The 19,771-nt window shown below is 52.2% G+C and carries 16 protein-coding genes; 3 read left to right on the top strand and 13 right to left on the bottom strand.

Annotation, left to right across the window (positions count from 1 at the left end):
• Window positions 1–6 precede the first annotated feature (6 nt).
• From A3709_RS11455 to A3709_RS11445, 3 genes are read right to left on the bottom strand one after another with little or no spacing between them, the layout of a single operon-like run.
• Window positions 7–498: a hypothetical protein gene (locus A3709_RS11455; RefSeq protein ID WP_066054488.1), complete on the bottom strand. Its 492-nt coding sequence runs from the start codon at window positions 496–498 to the stop codon at window positions 7–9.
• Entirely contained in the window at window positions 495–1,304 is an 810-nt protein-coding gene (locus A3709_RS11450) for a hypothetical protein (RefSeq protein WP_066054484.1), read from the bottom strand. The genes A3709_RS11455 and A3709_RS11450 overlap by 4 nt, the downstream gene beginning before the upstream one ends.
• Before the next feature lie 55 nt (window positions 1,305–1,359).
• Window positions 1,360–2,415, bottom strand: a complete 1,056-nt coding sequence (locus tag A3709_RS11445; RefSeq protein WP_066054482.1) for a DNA-binding protein — start codon at window positions 2,413–2,415, stop codon at window positions 1,360–1,362.
• A gap of 154 nt (window positions 2,416–2,569) precedes the next feature.
• Between A3709_RS11445 and A3709_RS11440 the strand changes: the two genes are divergently transcribed.
• A complete protein-coding gene (locus tag A3709_RS11440) occupies window positions 2,570–3,532 on the top strand; it encodes a tyrosine-type recombinase/integrase (RefSeq protein WP_197484158.1) in 963 nt (320 codons plus the stop codon).
• Here A3709_RS11440 and A3709_RS11435 read toward each other — a convergent pair.
• Together A3709_RS11435 and A3709_RS11430 are read right to left on the bottom strand one after the other, a co-directional pair.
• Window positions 3,529–4,209, bottom strand: a complete 681-nt coding sequence (locus A3709_RS11435; protein WP_066054477.1) for a hypothetical protein — start codon at window positions 4,207–4,209, stop codon at window positions 3,529–3,531. The two genes, A3709_RS11440 and A3709_RS11435, sit on opposite strands and share 4 nt — an antisense overlap.
• Before the next feature lie 14 nt (window positions 4,210–4,223).
• Window positions 4,224–4,415, bottom strand: coding sequence for a hypothetical protein (locus A3709_RS11430; protein WP_066054476.1), 192 nt, complete (start codon window positions 4,413–4,415; stop codon window positions 4,224–4,226).
• A 200-nt stretch (window positions 4,416–4,615) separates the two neighbouring features.
• On the opposite strand from A3709_RS11430, the gene A3709_RS11425 reads away from it, so the two are divergent.
• Window positions 4,616–5,239 carry a hypothetical protein gene (locus tag A3709_RS11425; protein ID WP_066054986.1) on the top strand — a complete coding sequence of 208 codons (624 nt, stop codon included), beginning with the start codon at window positions 4,616–4,618 and terminating at the stop codon, window positions 5,237–5,239.
• A 62-nt stretch (window positions 5,240–5,301) separates the two neighbouring features.
• Window positions 5,302–6,990: a DUF1631 family protein gene (locus tag A3709_RS11420; RefSeq protein WP_066054474.1), complete on the top strand. Its 1,689-nt coding sequence runs from the start codon at window positions 5,302–5,304 to the stop codon at window positions 6,988–6,990.
• 25 nt (window positions 6,991–7,015) lie between these two features.
• Here A3709_RS11420 and A3709_RS11415 read toward each other — a convergent pair whose 3' ends face one another.
• The 8 genes from A3709_RS11415 to A3709_RS11375 all read right to left on the bottom strand — a co-directional run bounded on the left by A3709_RS11415 (window position 7,016) and on the right by A3709_RS11375 (window position 19,771).
• The gene (locus A3709_RS11415; RefSeq protein WP_066054472.1) at window positions 7,016–8,317 is read right to left on the bottom strand and encodes a hypothetical protein; all 1,302 of its coding nucleotides are present in this window, start codon (window positions 8,315–8,317) and stop codon (window positions 7,016–7,018) included.
• A 4-nt stretch (window positions 8,318–8,321) separates the two neighbouring features.
• The gene (locus A3709_RS11410) at window positions 8,322–8,678 is read right to left on the bottom strand and encodes a hypothetical protein (protein ID WP_156507705.1); all 357 of its coding nucleotides are present in this window, start codon (window positions 8,676–8,678) and stop codon (window positions 8,322–8,324) included.
• 111 nt (window positions 8,679–8,789) lie between these two features.
• On the bottom strand, window positions 8,790–10,097 hold the full coding sequence (locus A3709_RS11405; RefSeq protein WP_082850076.1) for a PilT/PilU family type 4a pilus ATPase: 1,308 nt from the start codon (window positions 10,095–10,097) through the stop codon (window positions 8,790–8,792).
• A gap of 609 nt (window positions 10,098–10,706) precedes the next feature.
• Window positions 10,707–11,198, bottom strand: coding sequence for a hypothetical protein (locus tag A3709_RS11395; RefSeq protein ID WP_066054467.1), 492 nt, complete (start codon window positions 11,196–11,198; stop codon window positions 10,707–10,709).
• Window positions 11,188–11,649, bottom strand: a complete 462-nt coding sequence (locus A3709_RS11390; RefSeq protein WP_066054464.1) for a hypothetical protein — start codon at window positions 11,647–11,649, stop codon at window positions 11,188–11,190. The genes A3709_RS11395 and A3709_RS11390 overlap by 11 nt, the downstream gene beginning before the upstream one ends.
• Before the next feature lie 6 nt (window positions 11,650–11,655).
• Window positions 11,656–14,766, bottom strand: coding sequence for a response regulator (locus tag A3709_RS11385; RefSeq protein ID WP_231871168.1), 3,111 nt, complete (start codon window positions 14,764–14,766; stop codon window positions 11,656–11,658).
• A gap of 1,378 nt (window positions 14,767–16,144) precedes the next feature.
• On the bottom strand, window positions 16,145–17,368 hold the full coding sequence (locus tag A3709_RS24535; RefSeq protein WP_066054461.1) for a hypothetical protein: 1,224 nt from the start codon (window positions 17,366–17,368) through the stop codon (window positions 16,145–16,147).
• Between the two features lie 30 nt (window positions 17,369–17,398).
• Window positions 17,399–19,771 carry an Hpt domain-containing protein gene (locus A3709_RS11375; RefSeq protein WP_066054459.1) on the bottom strand — a complete coding sequence of 791 codons (2,373 nt, stop codon included), beginning with the start codon at window positions 19,769–19,771 and terminating at the stop codon, window positions 17,399–17,401.

Raw genomic sequence — 19,771 nt, 5'->3', positions numbered from 1 at the left:
TATCGGTCATTCTTCCGCCTCCGCACCGCTATGGGGGTGACTGTCGCTGTCGCCCCGCCCGTCTTGCTTACGCCGCTGCTGTCCTAGTGCCCGTGATAGCTCCGCAATCGTCTTGCGTTGCTCCACTTCTCGCGCTTCTGCAGCGCCTAGCTGGTCCTCGAGAAGCTTCCGCGCCTGTGCTGCCTCTTCCCGTACCGCGATGACTTCAGCTTGCCGGACCTGGTCATTCTTCTCCAGCGCGGCCCTCGTCTGTTGTTTTGCCGCGCGAGAACCCACGTTCAGCCGCTGGAATTTGAGCTTCCCATCCAATTCATCCTCGGACACGCGAAGGTCTTTGGGGAAGATGTAGTTCAATCGATCCATTGACCGAGTCGCGACCATTGAGTAGAAAACCACGTCCCGCTCTTCGCCTTGGCAAGTGTCAAACGTAAAGATGTGGGCGAGGGGACGGTGATAGCTGTGCTTGCTGGCATTGGTTTTGAGTATTGCTACTGTCATGTGCCTGCCAGCTCGCTATAGGCAACGAAGGGCGCAGCATCGCCGAGTTTTTCTAATACAAGATCTTTTGCTTCGTTGGCGTGATTCGGAAAATATTGATCTAGGACTTTCTTGAGCACGGGGCGGGCCGACCAGTTTTCAGGGTAGATGACGCTAACATCGCTTGGGTAAACGTATGACGCCAATGTCATTTCGTAGGCAATGTCCCGAAGGGCAAGTTTAACTCTCGGGCGAGAGGGGGTGCACGGCCTATTTGGGTTCACTGTAGACAGGAAGCGATCGACCCTTGAGGGCGTTAGAATTTCGATGAGAGCTGAAGCAAGCTCATCGTCTTTGTACCACTTGAGGGGTAGAGTCACACTAGAGGCAGGAGGCTCTTCTTTGGATAGCATGCCTATGGCCCCATCTGGCTGAGGAAGCCCCTGGATAACGTTATTGAAAAAAGCCACTGCGATTTCGTCATGTTTGTTTCCACGGAGACCCTGGGGCATGTGCTTCGATAGCGAGGGCTGGATTTCGGGATCATTCCACCAGTCTGCAAGATAAGTCACTATATCTTCATCATCGGATTGAAAATCCTTTGCTCTCAAAAGCGCACGAGCGTGAATTTGACTGAGAATCTTTTGCAGAGAATGCCAGGTGGGATCTTTCTCTACACAGAAAAACGGATCACAGTAGCGAGCTGGCTCCCGACTGGGGAGATAAAGCCAATTCATGAAGAGCAGCAGGGCTGTCTCTGATTTGTACCAATCAGCAGGATAGGTCACAAGCTCGATATCATCCGTCTGTCCATGCGTTCTATTCATGCACCTGCCTCCATGCCACAGGCCAAAGACCACCTATGACACCATCGTATATCGGTCATTCTTCCGCCTCCGCACCGCTATGGGGGTGACTGTCGCTGTCGCCCTGCCCGTCTTGCTTACGCCGCTGCTGTCCTAGTGCCCGTGATAGTTCCGCAATCGTCTTACGTTGCTCCTTCTCTCGCGCCGCACCGGCGGCGAGCTGATCCTCCAGTAGCTTCCGGGCCTGTACTCCCTCGTCCCGCACCGTAGTGATCTCAGCCTGCCGGGCCTCCTGCGCCTTCTTTAGAGCGGTCCTCGCCACTGTTTCAGCGGATTCCAGGCGGTGTTTGTCGTCCTGCAAAGCCCCAAGGCGCCTCTCGGAATCCTCCAGCGCCAGGCGAGTGACCGCAAGCTCTCCCTTCGCGTTGCTGACCTCCTCGGCTGATTGGCGCAAGTCGATATTGAGCTGATCAATCCGCTCGTCCCGGGTATCAAGCTGGGACTGAAACTCCTTGCGGATGGTCGGACCCAACTCAATGAGCTGGTCATACAGCCGTGCCTTTTCTCGCGTGGCCTCGCGCGCCACCTGACGCGCCTCCTCCAGCGCCTGCCCACGCTCGTGGGATTCGGCCTCGGTAGCCGCCAGGGATTCATTGGCCGCCTGCAGCGCGTCCTGCGCGGCCTTCAGCTCATCCGTCTTGCACTTGATAATCTCTCGGCAGTCGGCCAGTTCCGCTGAGAGAGAGGCGATCTCGGCGGCCGCAGCCTGCGCTGCGGTTTCCGACGCCGCTACTGTCTCCGCCAGTTGCGTTTCAGCCACCTCCAATTGTTGTTCTGCGCGATCAACCATCCCATGGGCAACGTCTGCGTACCTGTCCTTGATTAAATCGACGGCCGCCACAAGCCCGCCCAGTAGCGCTTCTTGCGCCGGCGCCGGCAAAGCATCAAGTCCGGACTCTTTGGTGATGCCCGACTGGGACTGCCAGGTCTCAAGGTGCTTGGTAATGGTGGTCAGGGAGCCCTCGCCAAGCGCCGCATGAACCAGCCGCGCTGTGGGCGTCTTTCCCTCTGACACCAGCTTTCTGGCGACCTTGTCGACCTTCAGGAAGGTTGCGAGCTCTCTTCGGGGCATTGCTCACCTCAAACATAACGTAACGCGTTACAGTACGTTACGATAACGAGCATAGAAATGCAAAACAAAGCCACATATAAGAACGTGTAAACAATACATTTACACGGATAACGGCATCTATTAGACTGAGGGCCCGCCACCGAAGGACCTGCTCGTGCCTGTGACACGTCAATTAACTCGCGCCGCGCCGCGGCAAAACACGGTCAGGGAATCCACCGCCCGGGTGTATCGCACCTGGATTGATAAGTACCGATCCCAGGGGCACGCGATCCCTGCCAGCAGCAGCTCTGTGGTTGCGTTTGTCACCCAAAACCAACACCTCTCTCGCAGTTCCTTGAATACCGCCATCTCGGCGCTGTCCTGGCTTCACGCGCAATTAGGATTACCAGACCCCTCTCGCGCACAGGCCGTGCAAGACGCACTCCTGCATACGCCCGCGGCAAGCTCCAGTGCGCGCGGCAAGGCGCCCCCACTATTACTGCAGGAGCTGGAGCTGATCTTGCAAAGCCTGGGGGACAGCCTGAGTGAAGTCCGTGACGCGGCGCTCCTCAGCACAATGTGGTTTGGAGCGTTGAGGCGCTCAGAAGTAGCACTTCTTGAACGAGGCAACATTACAGCTCACAGCGATAGAACGCTGATCACGCTGATGGGATCAAAGACAGATAAAGGTAACGAGGGGCACACCATTGCCCTGCAAGCCACCGAGCGCGCAGTGTGCCCGCACGAATTGCTCGGCCAGTGGCTAAGCCTGTGCCCTGACACTAATAACCCGACACAACGCGTTTTTCGCCACGTGACCGCGTCTAATCAGATCACCGACAAACCACTGCATAAGGAGTACGTGCAAACCATACTGCGACGAAGGGCTGCCGCCGCTGGTGTTACGCAAGCAGAATCCCTCACCGGTCACTCGTGCCGCCGTGGATTCATTTTTTCGTGCTTAGAAGTTGGAGTGTCACCGGAGCTGATTATGCTAACGACGCGGCAGTCACCAGCAACATTCGCTACCTACATCGCTGATTTCGGATTGAAAAACGAATCTACCGCCGGTTACTTGCTGAGCACCTCGCCGAGGCCCAGCGGACATACAAAGCCGCCCAAAGCGCCGGCCTCTTAATTCATCCCCAAGGAAACTGAAGCCACCCGCCTACTGCCATCCAGACTCGCACCTTCCTTAGCGCTCGCTCTGCGCTCAAACTCCGCGGGATCAGCAGATAACTTGGGGTGCACATCATTCACATAGAAAATCTGTGTCTTAGCAAGACCGGTAGAAATCCGGTCGCACTGATCGTGAATAAACCCCGCAATCCGTTCCTTTGGCGTAATATCCCGATCCGTTGCAGCTGGCCTCAAATCCCTGGGGAGGGACGCGTCCACGTCCTGTGCGATATTTGCAAAGACTTCTTCCGCCTGGACGGTAATGCCCTGATCGGCGTAAGCACCCGAAACCTCGTCCCACAGGGGCTGCATCGAAGGTTCACTCTGCATATCGATAATCTGAGACAGGACATTCGCCTTTTGCTCAGGCGTCAACGTATTGATGAGATAGTGACCTTGAACCTCGTGGCGCAATGTCCTTAGCAGGGCCTCGGCTGTAGAGTGGTTGTAACATGCCACCGCGACTTCAGTGCGATCCCCAGGCCTTGCGCCTGGCCTGTAGATGCCCCCGTAGGAGCCAGACTCGCCAGTAATTTCTTTCCAGTGTCCGAAGACGCTGATTTGAACATCGTTAGGTAGGTTCAGTGGGGCACTAAAATCAGCGAGGACTCTTAGCGCATCCTGCATCCTGACCATGACGGCCCCGATCGCTACTTAGCAGGAGTGATAGATACGCCAGGCAGCGAGGGATCAATCAAGTCGCCCGGTTCGCGAACCGCAAGATTGAGCTCTTCCCGCAAATCAGGAGGCGTAGCATCGAATACATCCTGGGCCACATAGGTAATGGCTCTAGGGGCGCTGTCCGTCGATACCTCAGGTCGTTCTGTACTGGTTTGGTGCATATCAACCTCGCCAATTGCTTTATAAACAGGATGCTGCCGATAGACCGCTAGCGTGTGCAGCCCTATTACCAGCCTCCCACAAGCAGACCGTGATGGCAAAATAAAATCACCAAATAATCTCTCCAATGTACCACCAGTACACCACGCAAGAAGGCGTGATCGAATATCCTATACAGACTGTGGGAGAGGAAAAACCATCGATGAAATCGAATCTTATGTTATTGGCGGCGGCTATAGTGTTAAGTGGATATTTCTATACGGCAGACGTTAGATCCTTGTCCCCCAGGATCAATACGGACAATGCATGCGAGATGATGGTGAGTCAGCCGAGTTGGTACGCTTATGCAAAGTCAGCAGAGCAACGCTGGGGGACGCCCGTTGCCTCAGCACTCGCGATCATTGATCACGAATCAAGCTTTGAGGCCTACGCCAGACCGCCCAGAACGCTGCTCTATGGCTTTTTACCGGGCAAGCGCCGGTCATCTGCTTATGGATATTCACAAGCGCTAGATGGCACGTGGAGTGATTATAAGGCGAGCGTGCGCAATCAGTGGGCGAAGCGAACCAGCTTCAGAGACTCAGTCGACTTCATAGGTTGGTACAACCACCAAAGCAAGCAACGATCCGAAATACACCATCACGACGCCTATAACCAGTACCTTGCTTACCATGAGGGGCATGCTGGGTACAACAGACGCAGTTACAAAGACAAAGAATGGCTTGTACGCGTGGCGACCGAGCTTGAACAGCGAAGGAACTTATACCACGAGCAGCTCGAAAACTGCCGGGAACTGCGAGAGACACCCCAAGAAAGGCTCGGATAAACTGCCATTACCTGGGCTATAAGGATATTATTGCCGAATAGACACTGTTAGTCCGAAGGCGAATGGAAAGATCCGACTTACTCCCACAGATCAAGCGTGTTGCGCTGCTGGTCGAAGAATTTAAACGTACCAATCAACCACATGCCCTGGGGGTGACTAAGCGGCGCGAACTAGCACAGACGCTGCTAAAGACCCTTCCGCATACCCCAACGTCTAGACAGGTTGCTGGTGTTCCTGAAATTTCGAGCACGCAATCGGCGCTTATTGCAACAATCGACAAGATATTCGATTCAATCATAGACAACGGTAACGATTATGTATCACATGCTTACTTAGCACGGCCACTCACGCAGGCTATTGCAAGCTTTGACTACGAACAGTTTTTTGTAAAGACGTTTTCATCAAGCCCCAATTTTATCGATGAGCTTATAAAAATTGCATTGTTGCCCGGGAACCGCGCTGAGATCGACATCATAGGAAAAGCAGCCAGCTCATACTTGAGCTCAGAAAGCGGAAATTTCCAAGGGCTTGCAGAGACACTAGAAGCTGAGATTAAGCGCCGCGCTCGCCGATCCTCCCTAATTATCGCAAGAGCCCGCGACGCTGAGAACGGGCGACAGCAAGCATTGATGGCCTCACAGGCAGCAAGTGTAGTTGTTAACGAAGCAATCGCCGGATTTAAGATCCCAGCGAGGGTAGCCGATTTTTTAAAGGGCCCATGGTACAGAAGCTTGCAGCTTTGCTACCTAAAACTTGGGAATGGTTCGAATGAGTGGGCAAGCAGCATCGCAGCGACACAAATGCTGTGTGATTCAATGCGGCCGAAAGATGCCAGCAGCGAAGACCCAAGTCCATCCCAAGACCCCGAGAGTAATGAGATCCTGGCGACAATTGACAGTTTGTTGCTGTTTTACATGCACGACGAAAGCGCCAAGAGTAGTGAGATCGAAATACTCCGCTGGCACCTTTTGAAAGCGGCCAGTGGTTCAACGTCTGGCCTTGAGTTTCACCAGCCTATAGAGTCACCGCCGTACGCCTATGATAGCGCCCATGACCCTTTGGCATCTGGTTTATTGGTGAATGGCCAATGGTATTATGCGCTCAATGGCGGTCCGCTTGAATGCGGGATACACCTGCTACTCACAAACAGACTGTCAACGTCAGAAATCATATTTTGTGACGCCACCGGTAAGGAGACCGGTGCCGTTGGCTACCGAAATTGCGCAGATCTTATTCATTCCAAGTGCCTTATAAAGGCTGAGCTCGACGAGCTTTATAGCTCCAATTTAGAGGCCATAACTAGCGGCGCGTCCGAGTTAACAACGGTTGAATATGCTCGAGCGTCGGCAGAGTTCGGCTCACAAGGTTCGGCAACGGGATCTGAACTAGATAGCGAACTTGAGCTTGACCTTGATCTTGACCTCGATCTCTCTCGTGACCTCGGTGGGAGCGCAATAATGGACACTGGGGGCACGAGAGGTGGGGATTTTGCGTCGCAGAGGGACATCCTTGAAACTGGCGTGTGGATAGGCTTTCACGACACCGCGCCGCCTCTACTGGCAAGAATGGCAGTGTACGATGAAACCGCAAAAACTTATGCGTTCACGAACCGCGATGGCATATTGGTTCGCAAATTGACTCGGGAGGAGTTCCTCGCCTTGGAGGAACGTGACGACGTTGTGCATTTTGAAACGCACAACAATTTCAAGGCAAAGGCGCGTGCAATAACCTCAATTGACTCTATATCGTAGAAGTATGGCAGGGTACCTGGCAGCCCTAGTCAGCCCCAACTACTCCTCGCTCAACATTCTCATGCGTAAGCCAAAAGATGTGTTGTGCCGGGCCAAAAAAAGGTCTTCTGCAGCCAGGCGATAGATCGCTGTCGAGATAGCTAGCACCGACTGTAGAAATCATCGGCGCAGTTGCTAATTTCGCCATATCCGCGCCGTAACAAAGATTATTGTCGTCTTGAAAGCACACTATGTCTGTTATGACATGCAACGTGTTGGATGTCCCTTCTTTCGTCAGCGGAGCGCCTTTCGGTCGGACAATGGGCGACGGTGTCAATGCATTGAAAAACTCGGCCTCAAAGCGCCCAAAGGTTTCCCCAAATCGTCTCCCATGTATCGCTGCCATCCCTTCTGGCGATATCACAGTAGATACGTACGGTTTTGGATTCAACCAGATAGTCGCCATAGAAACTGAGGCGCACTCTGACCAAGACCAAGAATCTGTGCACCAGCGATACACATGCGTCACTTGGTCAAACATCGCCGCGCCTGCCTCCCAGTGCTCTTGCCAGCTTAATCCAGCGGTATCAACAAGTTTATATTGCCTAACGACAGCTACGAGATTGTGGTAACTCGTAACCGAATTCGACAAAAAAGTCACTCCATCAGAACCAGAAGGGCAAACAGTGTAAAAGGTGTAGTCCGTTTGCGCTCCGTCGCGCAAGAACTTGGTGTATGGGTCATCGCGAATTTCGATCAGATCTATGATGTCCTCGACCACGGATGGATGCTGTCGTTCAAATGCCTTGACTTCTGCTTGGGTCATTGATGACCTACGATAGTTGTCTCGGAGCACACGAAGTGCCACGCTGATAGAGGCCTTTCGGATTGATGTTGGAATGATCGTGTCACGTAGGCTAGGGAAAAGCGACTGCAATTCGCTTCCCGAAATCAGCTGATCCCATTGCTCGCTTCGCACGCTGCCCTGCAAATATTCATCGTTGGGTCCAGAGGGCGGCCCAGGGATCATTGAAGTCGGCAGGGATTCGAGAAAAAGACCAATCCGGCGCTGACACTCCTCTTTTGAAATATAGCATGGGCCAGTGATGAAGCGCATAGACTCGTATATAGCAGAGATATTTGGCTTGAGAACTACGGGGCCAGCTTCCAGCGACAGCCCAATGTTCGCGAGCCTGGTGTGAAGCGCGTTATAGCTCGGATAGCCAGCAACATTAGCCACAAATGCATTGCTACAATATCTACCAGGCAACACATCGAATGAGAGAAGTAAGAATCCTTCAATCGCTGCGCGCAAACCTTCTAGGTCATCTGTAGAAAACAGGCGCATTCAATCAGTGGCCTATAGCAGCCTCAGCCTGCTTGGAATGATACTCGCGCAACTCAGTATTAAACTCGTCGCCAAGTTCATTCACTATCACAATCAAACGATTCTCAATAAGCGTGTCAAAATTCAAAGTCTTAACGGAATGACAATTCAGCCACTTCTCACTCTTCTCAATGAATGCGGTGACCTGAGCTCTCGCAGAAAGCATTTCGGACTCGGAGGCCGTAGAACCGTCCGGCACAGTAGGTGCTGACAAGCTTGGCGACTTTCTGCAATGCGGTTGTGCCTCGGCACTTGTTGGAAGTGCCGAGACCAGAACGCAAAGCGCAGCACCAATGGCTGTGGTACGTTGAACATTCAGCATCAAAACCCCCTCTCTAATAGGTACGGCGAGCTTAATTATCTGTTATTAATACTGTCTTATCGACGAAATAAGTCGAAATAACTGACGTAACCAGCTGATTACTGAGCCGCGCTACGTATCTTCATCCATCAGAGATAATCCTCCTGGATTAGAAGCTTTCTTCCTCTCTTCCGGCGTGCCAAATATGGCCCGCGAACTCGGTGGACCCGACCGTGATTTCTCGCCCTCCGATATAATGGCGTCGACCCTATCTTTATCCATCTGCACGGGGACAGTCTCAGAAGGTTCCAGGCCCCGCTTCTGGTTAATCATCTTGATCTTGAGGCGAACATCATTTTGTGAGTCAGCATTTTTAACTGCCTCCGCCTCAGAGATAAGTCCTTCTTCGTAGAGCTTTGTAACAGCGTCGTCAAATGTAACCATGCCGTTATCGGAGTTCTTCATCATCGCTTCTTTTATCTCTCCAATAGCCCCCTTCTTGATGAGATCCCTGATATAGCTTGTGCCTAACATAACCTCGATAGCCGCGACGCGCTTTTGGTCAATGGTAGGTATGAGTCGCTGCGAAACGAAGGCTTGAATGTTAAGTGATAGGTCAAGCAATAGTTGCGCTCGCCGATCTTCGGGGAAGAAATTAATGATGCGATCGAGAGCTTGGTTCGCGTTGTTAGCGTGTAATGTGGATATGCAAAGGTGCCCAGTTTCGGCGAAGGCAATCGCGTGTTCCATTGTCTCCCGGTCACGGATTTCTCCGATTAGGATAACGTCAGGCGCTTGGCGTAGGGTGTTCTTCAACGCATTGTGCCAGTTTCGAGTGTCAACTCCCACCTCGCGTTGGTTGACGATAGATTTTTTATGGTTGTGAACGTACTCGACTGGGTCTTCAATCGTGATGATATGACCCTGTTGTGTTTCATTTCGGTGATCAATAAGCGCCGCCAATGAAGTCGATTTTCCGCTGCCTGTTGCACCAACGAAGAGAATGAGACCGCGCTTACGCAGCATGATTTCAGGAAGTACTTTTGGGAGACGGAGTGACTGCCACGTTGGGATGTTGGTCACAATATTCCTGCATACCATCGCTACCTCGTTACGCTGGACAAAGCAATTAATTCGAAACCGACCGACGCCCTGCATACTGTATGCGAGGTTTGCCTCGAGTGTTTCCTCAAACTCGTCACGTTGCACCCTATCAAGGATAGATTGCGCTATGCCTGCGACCTGACCCGGCAAAAGCTTTCGGTCTGACATCTTCTTAAAAACGCCGTCAAACTTGCCCGTGGGCTGGTTACCCGTGGTCAGGAATAGATCTGATCCACCCTTGCTCGCTAAAAGCGTAAGTAATCCGTCTAAAAAACTCTTGTAATCCAGTAAAGTGTCTTCTGAAGCACTCGATTCCACGTTTGCCTGGTCGCCCATAATCGATCCCCTAAATACTACTGTTAAATTTTACATCGGTATGTCTTCGGAAGTATCCGTTTTTATACAAATAGAAGGGGATTTCGCATATTTATATCGAACAGCCGCGAGGCTAGTAGCGATTCAGGAGAGAGCTTGTTTCAGACAGGGCGAGACGCAATTTTCGATAGGATACGCTTAACGCGACGGTGTACATTAAGAAAAGCGCAGATACCGCAGCTAGTGCGATAGGGGAGTTTACAATAAGGCAAACACCGAGGATTAAACACGCGACACTCAAAAGCTTCAACCGGGCGCGCTGCAATTCCGATTCTAATTGAGTCGATAAAAAATCATTCGACCCGCATGCGGCGTGTATGTTGGTACCAATAATGATCGGTGTGCGCGAACCTAGCTTGAGTATCGCTATGCTAAGATGCTGGCCAACCGCCATTTTCGCTAAGGTATTTACATCTCCGGCTAGCCAAATATGTTTTTCAACACCTTCGGCCTCATGTCCGAGAGTTACGAGTAGTGCCCCTCCCTCCACCTCAGGCCGGAAAGCATCAATAGCGTCGATTCTCGTTTTGAATGGGATTATCTCCCATGTCAGAGGTCGCAGCACAGGTGCTAGCCTGGCAAATCAATCGCAAGTAGGTCATAGCAACCGGCCTTGTTCCGAATCCGAACAAACGTCTCTTCTACAGGTCGACCACTCGTCTCAGCGACACCATTGACGTAACCGAATTGTCGATGAACAAGAAGATCAGCGACTAAATACGAAACAGCCCGGTTAGATGCAGAATCATGCTCCGAAGAGTTAGCAGCACCTGACCTGAGAATGTACGGTAAAACTGATTCGGCCGCCAATCGCGTAAAGTATTCGATTTCGGGCTCTTTTTGGTATTGCATAGCGAGCGCAGCGCAGGTGGCAATCAGCTGCGCCGCCTCTTTCCCATCCGGGGAAGTTAGTACAGCGTTAAATCCCATCGCCACTCGGTAGGCCACAACCTCCGCAGCAGACTGGTCTTCTGCAGACACATTGCCAGCAAAAGTCAAAATAATGAGAAAACGCCTTAAGAAAGTGCTCGATAGGAATGTCCGAACCCTATCAGGCGCCATCAATTGCGTCCTGAATAGACATCAGGTCAGGTATGTGGCATAGCGCCCCATCCATCATAAATGACGACAACGCATATTCGCTTTCCACACTTTCGTCACATGGCGTAAAAGAATCGAAATCTATGCTTTTGATCTGTGCTGGCTGCCCCCGAACAGGTATTGCGTAGTGTGTCGTTGACTCTACTGCGTCATCATCACCCCGGAGGCAGACTATAATCGCCAGCAAGCCTGCATTAAGCTGCTTCTGGTTCCAGGGCGCATGTGATTTCCGATCGAGATCAATAACAATCAGATTCATTCCTCGCCACTCGTACGAGTCTGGCGGATTCGCGCCAGCGTTAGGCACGGCTACGATCTCTGCTACAGTATTGAACGGTAATAACCAGGTGTCCTTCTCACTGACCGGCAAAACGACACCCCCTGGCGACGAAGCTACTTCGGAGTCCTTCATGATTGATTACACCATCTCTATTTCTTGGTTCGTTAGCTTGCCTAACGTTTCGACCAAAAGCGTGAAGTTAAATGGCTTACCGAGGAAGGCATTTGCCCCAGCGTCCTCGGCAAGCTTCCGATGCTTCTCTCCCGTCCGTGATGTGACCATAATGACGGGGATTTCAGAGAACCGTTGAGACCGTCTTATTTCAGCAAGACATTCCAGCCCATCCATCACAGGCATTTCAATATCTAACAGGATGGCATCTGGCAATCTCGGCATATCGGCCAGGGTGTTCAGTGCTACTCGTCCATTTTCCGCGGTGCAGGTCTCAATGCCAACCGACTTCAGTCGGGTTGTTGCAACTGTTCGCTGAGTTCGTGAGTCGTCTACCACCAGCACAGTAACTGCATTGTTTGCTGCCTCTTCTTGCTCTGCGAAGGTCGTTGTGACAGCCCCAAGACTTCTAACCATAGAGTTCAGGTCGAGTGCGATCATAACCTCTCCCGAACCACCGGTTGCTGCTCCAGCTACTCCTGGTACTGCGTTGTACTGAGCGCCAAGGCTACGGACCACCAAGTCCAAGGCCTCCTCAATTTCATCTACAGAAATTGCTAGCCTGCGTCCGTCTGTTCCAGCGACTAGGCAAGGAATCGTTTGCCCCCAGCTTGATCGTTCTGGCGGGCGCGTCCCGTGACAGATCGTCCCAAGATACGCTGCCTCGCAAGCATGACCGCTTACGGTAATTTCACTACCTTCCTGCATCGCCTTGAAATAGGCGTCAGCGGGGACCTCACCAACGAGCAGGAGCCCTTCGAGTGGTACTGCATACTTATCAGCACCTGCGGTGACAAGCAAAGCTCCGTTGAAGCTGATATTCGATGGGATGGTGAAAGTGAACACAGTGCCTTCGTTGGGTGTCGACTGGATATCGATGTGTCCGCCCATCTTGCTGACTTCGTCGATGACAATGTCCATGCCCACGCCTCGGCCGCTAACCTGGGTTACCTCTGTGGCAGTGGAGAACTTCTTCCTGAAGATGAGCCGCAACGCTTCGTCATCAGTGACCTCATCAAAAGAAGAGATTAGCCCCTTCTTAATGCCCTCCTCACGCATGACGTCAGGGCTAATCCCCTTCCCGTCGTCCGCAAGCTTAAAGATAAAGTCTCCGCCGACTTTCCTTGCACTGATCTTGATTACGCCAGCAGCAGGCTTGCCGTATGACGCACGAACCTCGGGCCTCTCAATACCATGGTCAAGCGCGTTTCTAACCATGTGCTCTAGCACGACCCTCACGCGATCATAGAAGTCTCGGTCAAGCGCACCAGATTCGCTCTCAATTTCGAATCGAACATTCTTCCCAAGGTCATTGCCAGTTGTCCGAACAATCCTTTTGAGACCAGGCATAAGCCGGCTCACTGGTACCATCCTCGTGGACCGAAGTGACGCATTCATCGAGCTTGTCGAAAACGCTTGCTTCAGGAGCGACTGTTCTGCACCAGATATGCTTGCTGTCGCTGCCTGGATCATATCGTCGAGGTCGGAGACACCCTCCAGAAGGATATTTATGTATTCCTGCGTCGCAGAGTAACGATCCATTTCAAGCGCATCCATTCCCCCATCAGACATGTTAGATGCAGATGTTGCTCTCATCGTTTCCGCAGACATCCGCTGCAATTGCGACCTAAATTGACGTAGCCGGCCAAGGGCATCCGTGGACGCAGCCCTGGCCATAGCGATCTGGGTTTGCCCGCCTACCCCTAGCTGTGCGATCTGATTACACCGGTTCAGCAGCTGGTCAACATCCCCAACAGATAGCTTCACAGATTGCTGCTGAGTTATTTGTCGCATGCCCTCAGCGGCGAGAGCCTGCTCCTCGGAATCATCCTGCCCGATCGTGGAAGGAATCAAACTATCAACGGCTGAAGTGACGCCATCGTCAGCAGCAGTATCGGACACGGTGTTTTCATCGTATAACGCGTCGATAATCGACTGCGTAACTACCACCCCGGACACTATAGGAAATTCGGACTCAACGTCACGCAGTGTTGATTCGACAGCCTCAGAACCTGAAACCAGCGACTCAGTCCACACGCTAAGAACTTTGAAAAAATGCCTCTCTCCAACCGTTGACGGTGAGGGGACAGCCTCAAGAAGACTTTCAAAGTTATGGCACAAAGTGCCAAGAACAGACAGCTCAAGGCCGCGGGCTACGCCCTTCAGGTTGTGAAGGCATCGCAAAACAGAGTCACGAGCAGCCATGCCTTCTGTTGGAGCTTCTTCCCAGTGATCAACTGCGGATTGAAGTGTTTCCAGGGTCGAATCCGTATCAGATTTGAAGTCCGGTAGAAAATCGGGTGAAAGCTCGGTTCCCCGTTGCGCGTCATCGACGAAATCAAAATCCACGTTGCGCGGGATGAACCAGCCTACACCATTATCTTGATGATCAGAGTTTCCAGCACCATCATGCGCAGGCTCTTGATCAATCTCTTCCGGGGTATCGGAGCGCGACGGGATGGAATAGTCGATATCGGCCGTTGTTTCCTTGATTCGATCAAAAGCGCCAACGGCAGAATCCAGCCAAATATTTATGATCGCAAAAAATGACTCCGCTCCAACATCGCCTAGATCAAGGCTGTCGAGGAGTGTCTCGAAATTGTGTATCAACGTTCCGTAAACGTTCAGACCTACTGCGTTGGACATCCCCTTTAGGTTATGGAGCACTCGCCGGAGATCGTTGATATGCTCCGGATCTGATGGGGCTGCCTCCCAGTGCGACACAGCGTCCTCAATACGCTCTATCTGGATATCCGCCTCTGAATAAAAATCTTCGAGGAACTCCGTCAGTATCGAGGCCTGCTGCTCCGGAACATCGTCGAAAGCTATGTTTTCTGGGGCATGGTCAATTTGTATTTCAGAAAGCTGTGACGTGGTAGCGGCAGAAGGAAGCGGGTCAAAAACTACAGCCGTTGATCTTTCAACTTGAGGTATGGTCACATCACTCAGATGATCTGCTTCATGTTCGCCCGGCACAGCCTCTGCAAAAGTCTTGTCGATATCAACATCGTCTGGGGTCAAGCCAGCAACACCAGAGGCAGCTGGTTCAATCTCATCCTCGTCGCTGTCTTCATCCATCAGTGAAAGGACATCTATCGATCCGTCTTCCGAGGCCCCGCCAAATAACTCATCGAACCCTTCAGGATCGCCCGCAAGTACGGACATTGCACCACCCGGCAATTGATCTACGGCACTTCCCTCTTCATCGTCATCATCAGCGCTAAGATAATCGTCAATTAGATCAGGTACCGGATCATCGTAGGTATCACCTTTAATCGCCGCCTCTGTGTCGGCATTGCCACTCAGCACATCCAGTTCGCCAGATTGTCCGTCAAGCACGGTATCAAATCCGTCAGCCGCAGCGCTTACATCCAGATCGGTCGCATCGTCAAATACTGCGTCGAGGCCATCAGCCGCATCGTCAAATACTGCGTCGAGGCCATCAGCCGCATCGTCAAATACTGCGTCGAGGCCATCAGCCGCATCTTCAAATACGGCATCGAGGCCATCAGCCGCATCTTCAAATACGGCATCGAGGTCGTCAGCCGCATCATCAAATACGTCATCGAGGTCATCAGCCGCAGCGCTTACATCCATAATATCGGACCGATTATCATCTCCTGCAACCTGGCCGTCAGCCACCTCCTGGTAAGTTTCAGCGGCGACCTTCACCGGAATATTCAGCGAGGAAATTGAGTCTGCAGTAACGTTGTCAAAGGCGTGTACACGAAAGTAATGAGCCTGTAGTTGGCGCACAGTAAAGCCGGGAGCTTCGCCCAATACGTCAGACGCACGCAGCCATCCAGTCAAACCGGTCTCGGAACTCTCCATCACTTCAACCTTGAACGAAACCTGAAGCTCAATGCGTCCTGCATCGACATCTGTACCATGAGCGGCCTCTAGGGGCTCCCCGCCCCCGCCCACGAGTTCCGCAATACGGTTTCGGAGGAGAATGGGCAAAACAGACGATTCGGCACCTGGAATCCAGCCCAACAGATCGTCGTCCACAGTTTCTGAAGACTTAGCCTCTAACAAAGCATCGAAGGACTCGTTATCCAGCGTAGAAAAGTCAGCGCCATCCGCCACGTCCTCATGCGAGCAGGAAACATCCGGATCATGCTGCGAGGCGTCGCTTTGATTAACGCGACGCCAATCAGCGATCACATCGTCGGGTGGTGAATCCAACTGCCCAGAGATGAATGACTTGATATTTGTGCACCCATCATCTGTATCGATCGAGGCGCCAGAGGATGTAACCGCATGCTCAAGATAATCTAGCGCGTTCCTAATCAAATCCCCGTCGAGATCAAAATGATCGTCGATTGCGTCGAACAAAGAGAGTGATTCCAGAATTGCAGAGAAGAAGCGCGCCCCGTCGCTACCCGTCGTCCGGTATAAATCGCGTAGCCCAGGATGATCGAGTATCCAGTAAGCCAACAACTTTTCTTGATTAATACTATCCACGACGCCACCACTTTCTTTTAATTTTTCCTGAAACACGTTTCGATCGATAAATACCCATCTTCCGGAGCACACGTTGCAGCCAGGGCAAATCACTGACGTCATCTTGAGCATCAGCATCAGCATCAGCATCAGCATCAGCGCCAGTCTCTCTGGCAGGCAACGAATCTCCGTCTGGGCGCAAAGCTACGTCATCCGATGTATTTGGCTCTGCGCTCGGTGGTGGCGAGACATCGTCCGGGCTGGGTACTTGGCTGGCAGCAGTGGCGCTGGGCAGATCCAATTCAATCACCTCGTCATCCTCTTCCGAAGCCCCAGATGATCCTTCCAGAGCGGCCTCGTCCTGCTGCGCCCAATCACCACCACTGCCTTTCCTTTGTTGCTGAGCCGCGCGCACTTCTTCCTCAGCCATACGCTGGAGTTCGTTAACCTCATCTTCGGAAAGTTCATTTGCAACGGACCGCGCAGCCGAAGGAGCTGCGTCATTGAGATTGGTATCCGACCCAGACTCCCCCGGCTGGGCGGGAGCAGACGTACGCTGATTAGCTGCCGCTTCCTTAATCTGTCTGGCGAACGCAATATCGTCATCATCAAGGGGTAGCAGTTCCACGGGGCCTTTTGGTGGTGGCTCTGCCTCCCTCTGCGCCTTGGTGTCTTCGAAAAGAAATTCAGCCTTATTCTGAGTATCGCTCTCGTGTCTAGGTGCAGGGGAATCACTCTCGGCTTCTGAGGCCCGCTCTCTGCGCTGCGCGTCAAGCCGCTTACGATGCGCTTCTTCTGCCGCTGCCCTTATGGCGCGATTCACGGCGATCAAATCCGCTTTCGTAGGACAGTCGTCATCTGCGAATTTGAAAATATCTTCGCCATCCTGAACCGGAACAATCGGGTGCATCAGCTGCCGCTTCGAGACGTAGCCGAGATCCACACTAATTCCCTGGGGCTCTGTGATTTTGTTCGTCTCAGGCGGCCTGGAGGTCGCCGTTACATCGAAGCTGATCGCCTCCGTTTCACCAATCGACGGCTCTACATTAGGTTTATCTGACGACGACATGTGCTGGCGACCAACCAGCTTCTCTCCATCAGTGAGGTCATTGTTGATTGTCGAGGGGTCAGGTTCGATATCGAAAGCGCCTGCCGGCTTTTTGTCCTGATCTTCGCGCTGCCCCCAGGCATCAGGCAGAATATCGCCTTCGCGCTTGCCATCGTGATTCTCATCCATTCCTAACGCCTCACCGATAGTGCGTACGATTTATTCCATGGCCTGTGAGAAATCCGACAGCCCAGCTTGTGCCTGTTGCTTGCAGCGATTCGTTAACGCGCGCGCCCCCGACGCATCGAAACTTGCTTCATCCTCAAACGACTTAACCAGTCCCGGAAGGGCATCAATTACATCAGACACCAACGAAAACGTTTCTTCGTCCAAATCTATTCTTTTGTCGATAACTGCGTCTAACATGTCCTGAGCACGCCACCCCAACTCACCAAGGACCAGAGCACCAACAGCGCGCCCGTTTCCTTTAAATGTATGAAAGTTTCGCCGAATATCGATTAGCGAAGAATCCTCGACCACGGGATTCGCCTTCCACTGCTGGAAGCAGTTGGTCAGGTCGTCGATAATCTCATAGCTTTCCTCGATGAATATCTCTCGAATTTCATCAGGACACGAATCTTCGATTTCGGCGGCACCGGTTTCGGTACTAAGGCCATCACTCGATACCTTGCCCAGATCGCCAACGAGCTCAAGCAGCTTTTCCGAGTCGACTATTGCAGACTGAAGGTGGCTATCGTCGCCTTCTAGTGGATCTGCTATGGAACGCTCCAGGTATACAGTTAGGTGCGCAAAACAGTCAGCCAAAAGACGCAATGCATCATTTTCGCGGACTTCACCGGCTTCTCCCGCCGCCTCAAGCCATGCTGCGCAATTTTTTATAACCTGCTCTTCCTGGGTCATTTCTGCGTAGCCTGCCGAGTACGCCACCTCGGTCAACGTATGCACGCACATCTGGATACACTTCTTTTCAGATTGCTCAGGCAACGCTTTCAGGAAACCCTCTGAAAGCTCGAAAAGCCTCCTCGCGTCTTCAGCTTCATATTCCCCGCTATCTATGGTCGACAGCAGTTCACGAAGCTCAGGGAACTCATCTTGCACCTCGGGCTTGTTCAGGAAGCGATGCAGTGCCAAAGAAAGTTGCTCTGCACTGCCTGCGTCTGACTTCCGCGCAAGCGTGTTGGTCAGGTTTTTGCGTCGAAATACGCTGTGCAGGATGTCCTGAACGCCGCCCAATTGAGAGAACATTGCCTTTACAACGCTCTGCCTGAGCTCAAATGCTTGGCCGGCGTAAGGAACTCCAACCCCGTTTTTGATCTTGTAGTCTAGGTCAGCTTTGACCTGTATAAGATCTTCTGCAAAGTTGGCCACAATGAATGACTTGGTCGCCTCTTCATCGCCAGCATGAATCGCCTCTAGGCGCCCCATCAGCTCTTCGACCCGCTCAGCCTGGTTGAACATGCCGGCGCCAATAAGACGCTCTCCAGCCTCCTGAAGATTTCGGATTCCCTCCATCTGCAGGCGCGTATCATCCACAGCGATGCGATCAGCATGACTATGAACGAAGTCAATAACATCGTTCATGTAGTTGAGCGCCGACGTCATTGCTTTTAGTAGAGCGTCGGTGTGCACGAGGCCTTCATTGGCCTCGGCAAACATATCCTCATGCAGATCGAACGTGGTTTTAACCTGCTTTATATAGCGGCTGTTAGCTGCACTGTTAAGGATGTAATAGAGCATCTGGCGGGTGAAACCGTCATAATCCAGGTCGGGATTGACATCCGCACCCCGCTCGAATGCATGCTTTATAATGACGGCACCTTGCTTGAAAATACCCGCAACGCATTCGTCGGGAATAACCGTTCCAAGAGCAACGCCTTCACAGAAGGCGATCATGACAGTCCAGAACCGTTCCGCTACAGTTCCCGCAAAGAGTTTGCGCATCTTGTTCGCGCATCGCGCGACCAAAATCACGTTCTCTCTTCGGTGCTGCTGCTTTTTGAGGACAGCTTTTGCCGCCTCTACGTAGACAACCACCATACCTTGTGCTGCTGACTTGATGTTCTCATCAGAATCAGGGTTTGACGATTCAGTGATTGCTACCGAGTCAGGATAATGCGGGTAGAAGAATACCGCTTCTGGGACGGGCTTTTTGTCTGTGTACCGACTTAAATCATTAACGTACTGGCACAAACCCTTACCGGTGTCTTCGCGAACCTCATGTACGTGATTTAGGTAGGCAGGTAATACTGCAATGGCTTGATGAATGCCGCCCATCGTCAAAGCGCGCCGCTCGCCAATCACCTTATTCTGTGCAAGGAGCGTTATCGAATACTCAACAATTTCGACAAGCAGAATCCCCTTATTCAAACCAAGAATGCTGTACGCTGATCCAATGTGATACACCGCGATAAGGCATTTCTTGAGCAGATCGTCGCACAGCTGAGCATCCGCCTGATCATTCCTGTTTACTTCCGCGTTGTATTCCATCAACGCCTTTTTCGCGATCTCTGCCTGGCTTTCAATCTGCTTTCGGAGGCTTTGTACTGCTACGATATCTACATCAGCACCCAC

The sequence above is a fragment of the Halioglobus sp. HI00S01 genome (assembly GCF_001635445.1).
Lineage (GTDB): Bacteria > Pseudomonadota > Gammaproteobacteria > Pseudomonadales > Halieaceae > Halioglobus > Halioglobus japonicus.
This window is presented reverse-complemented; position numbering and strand designations above follow the sequence as displayed.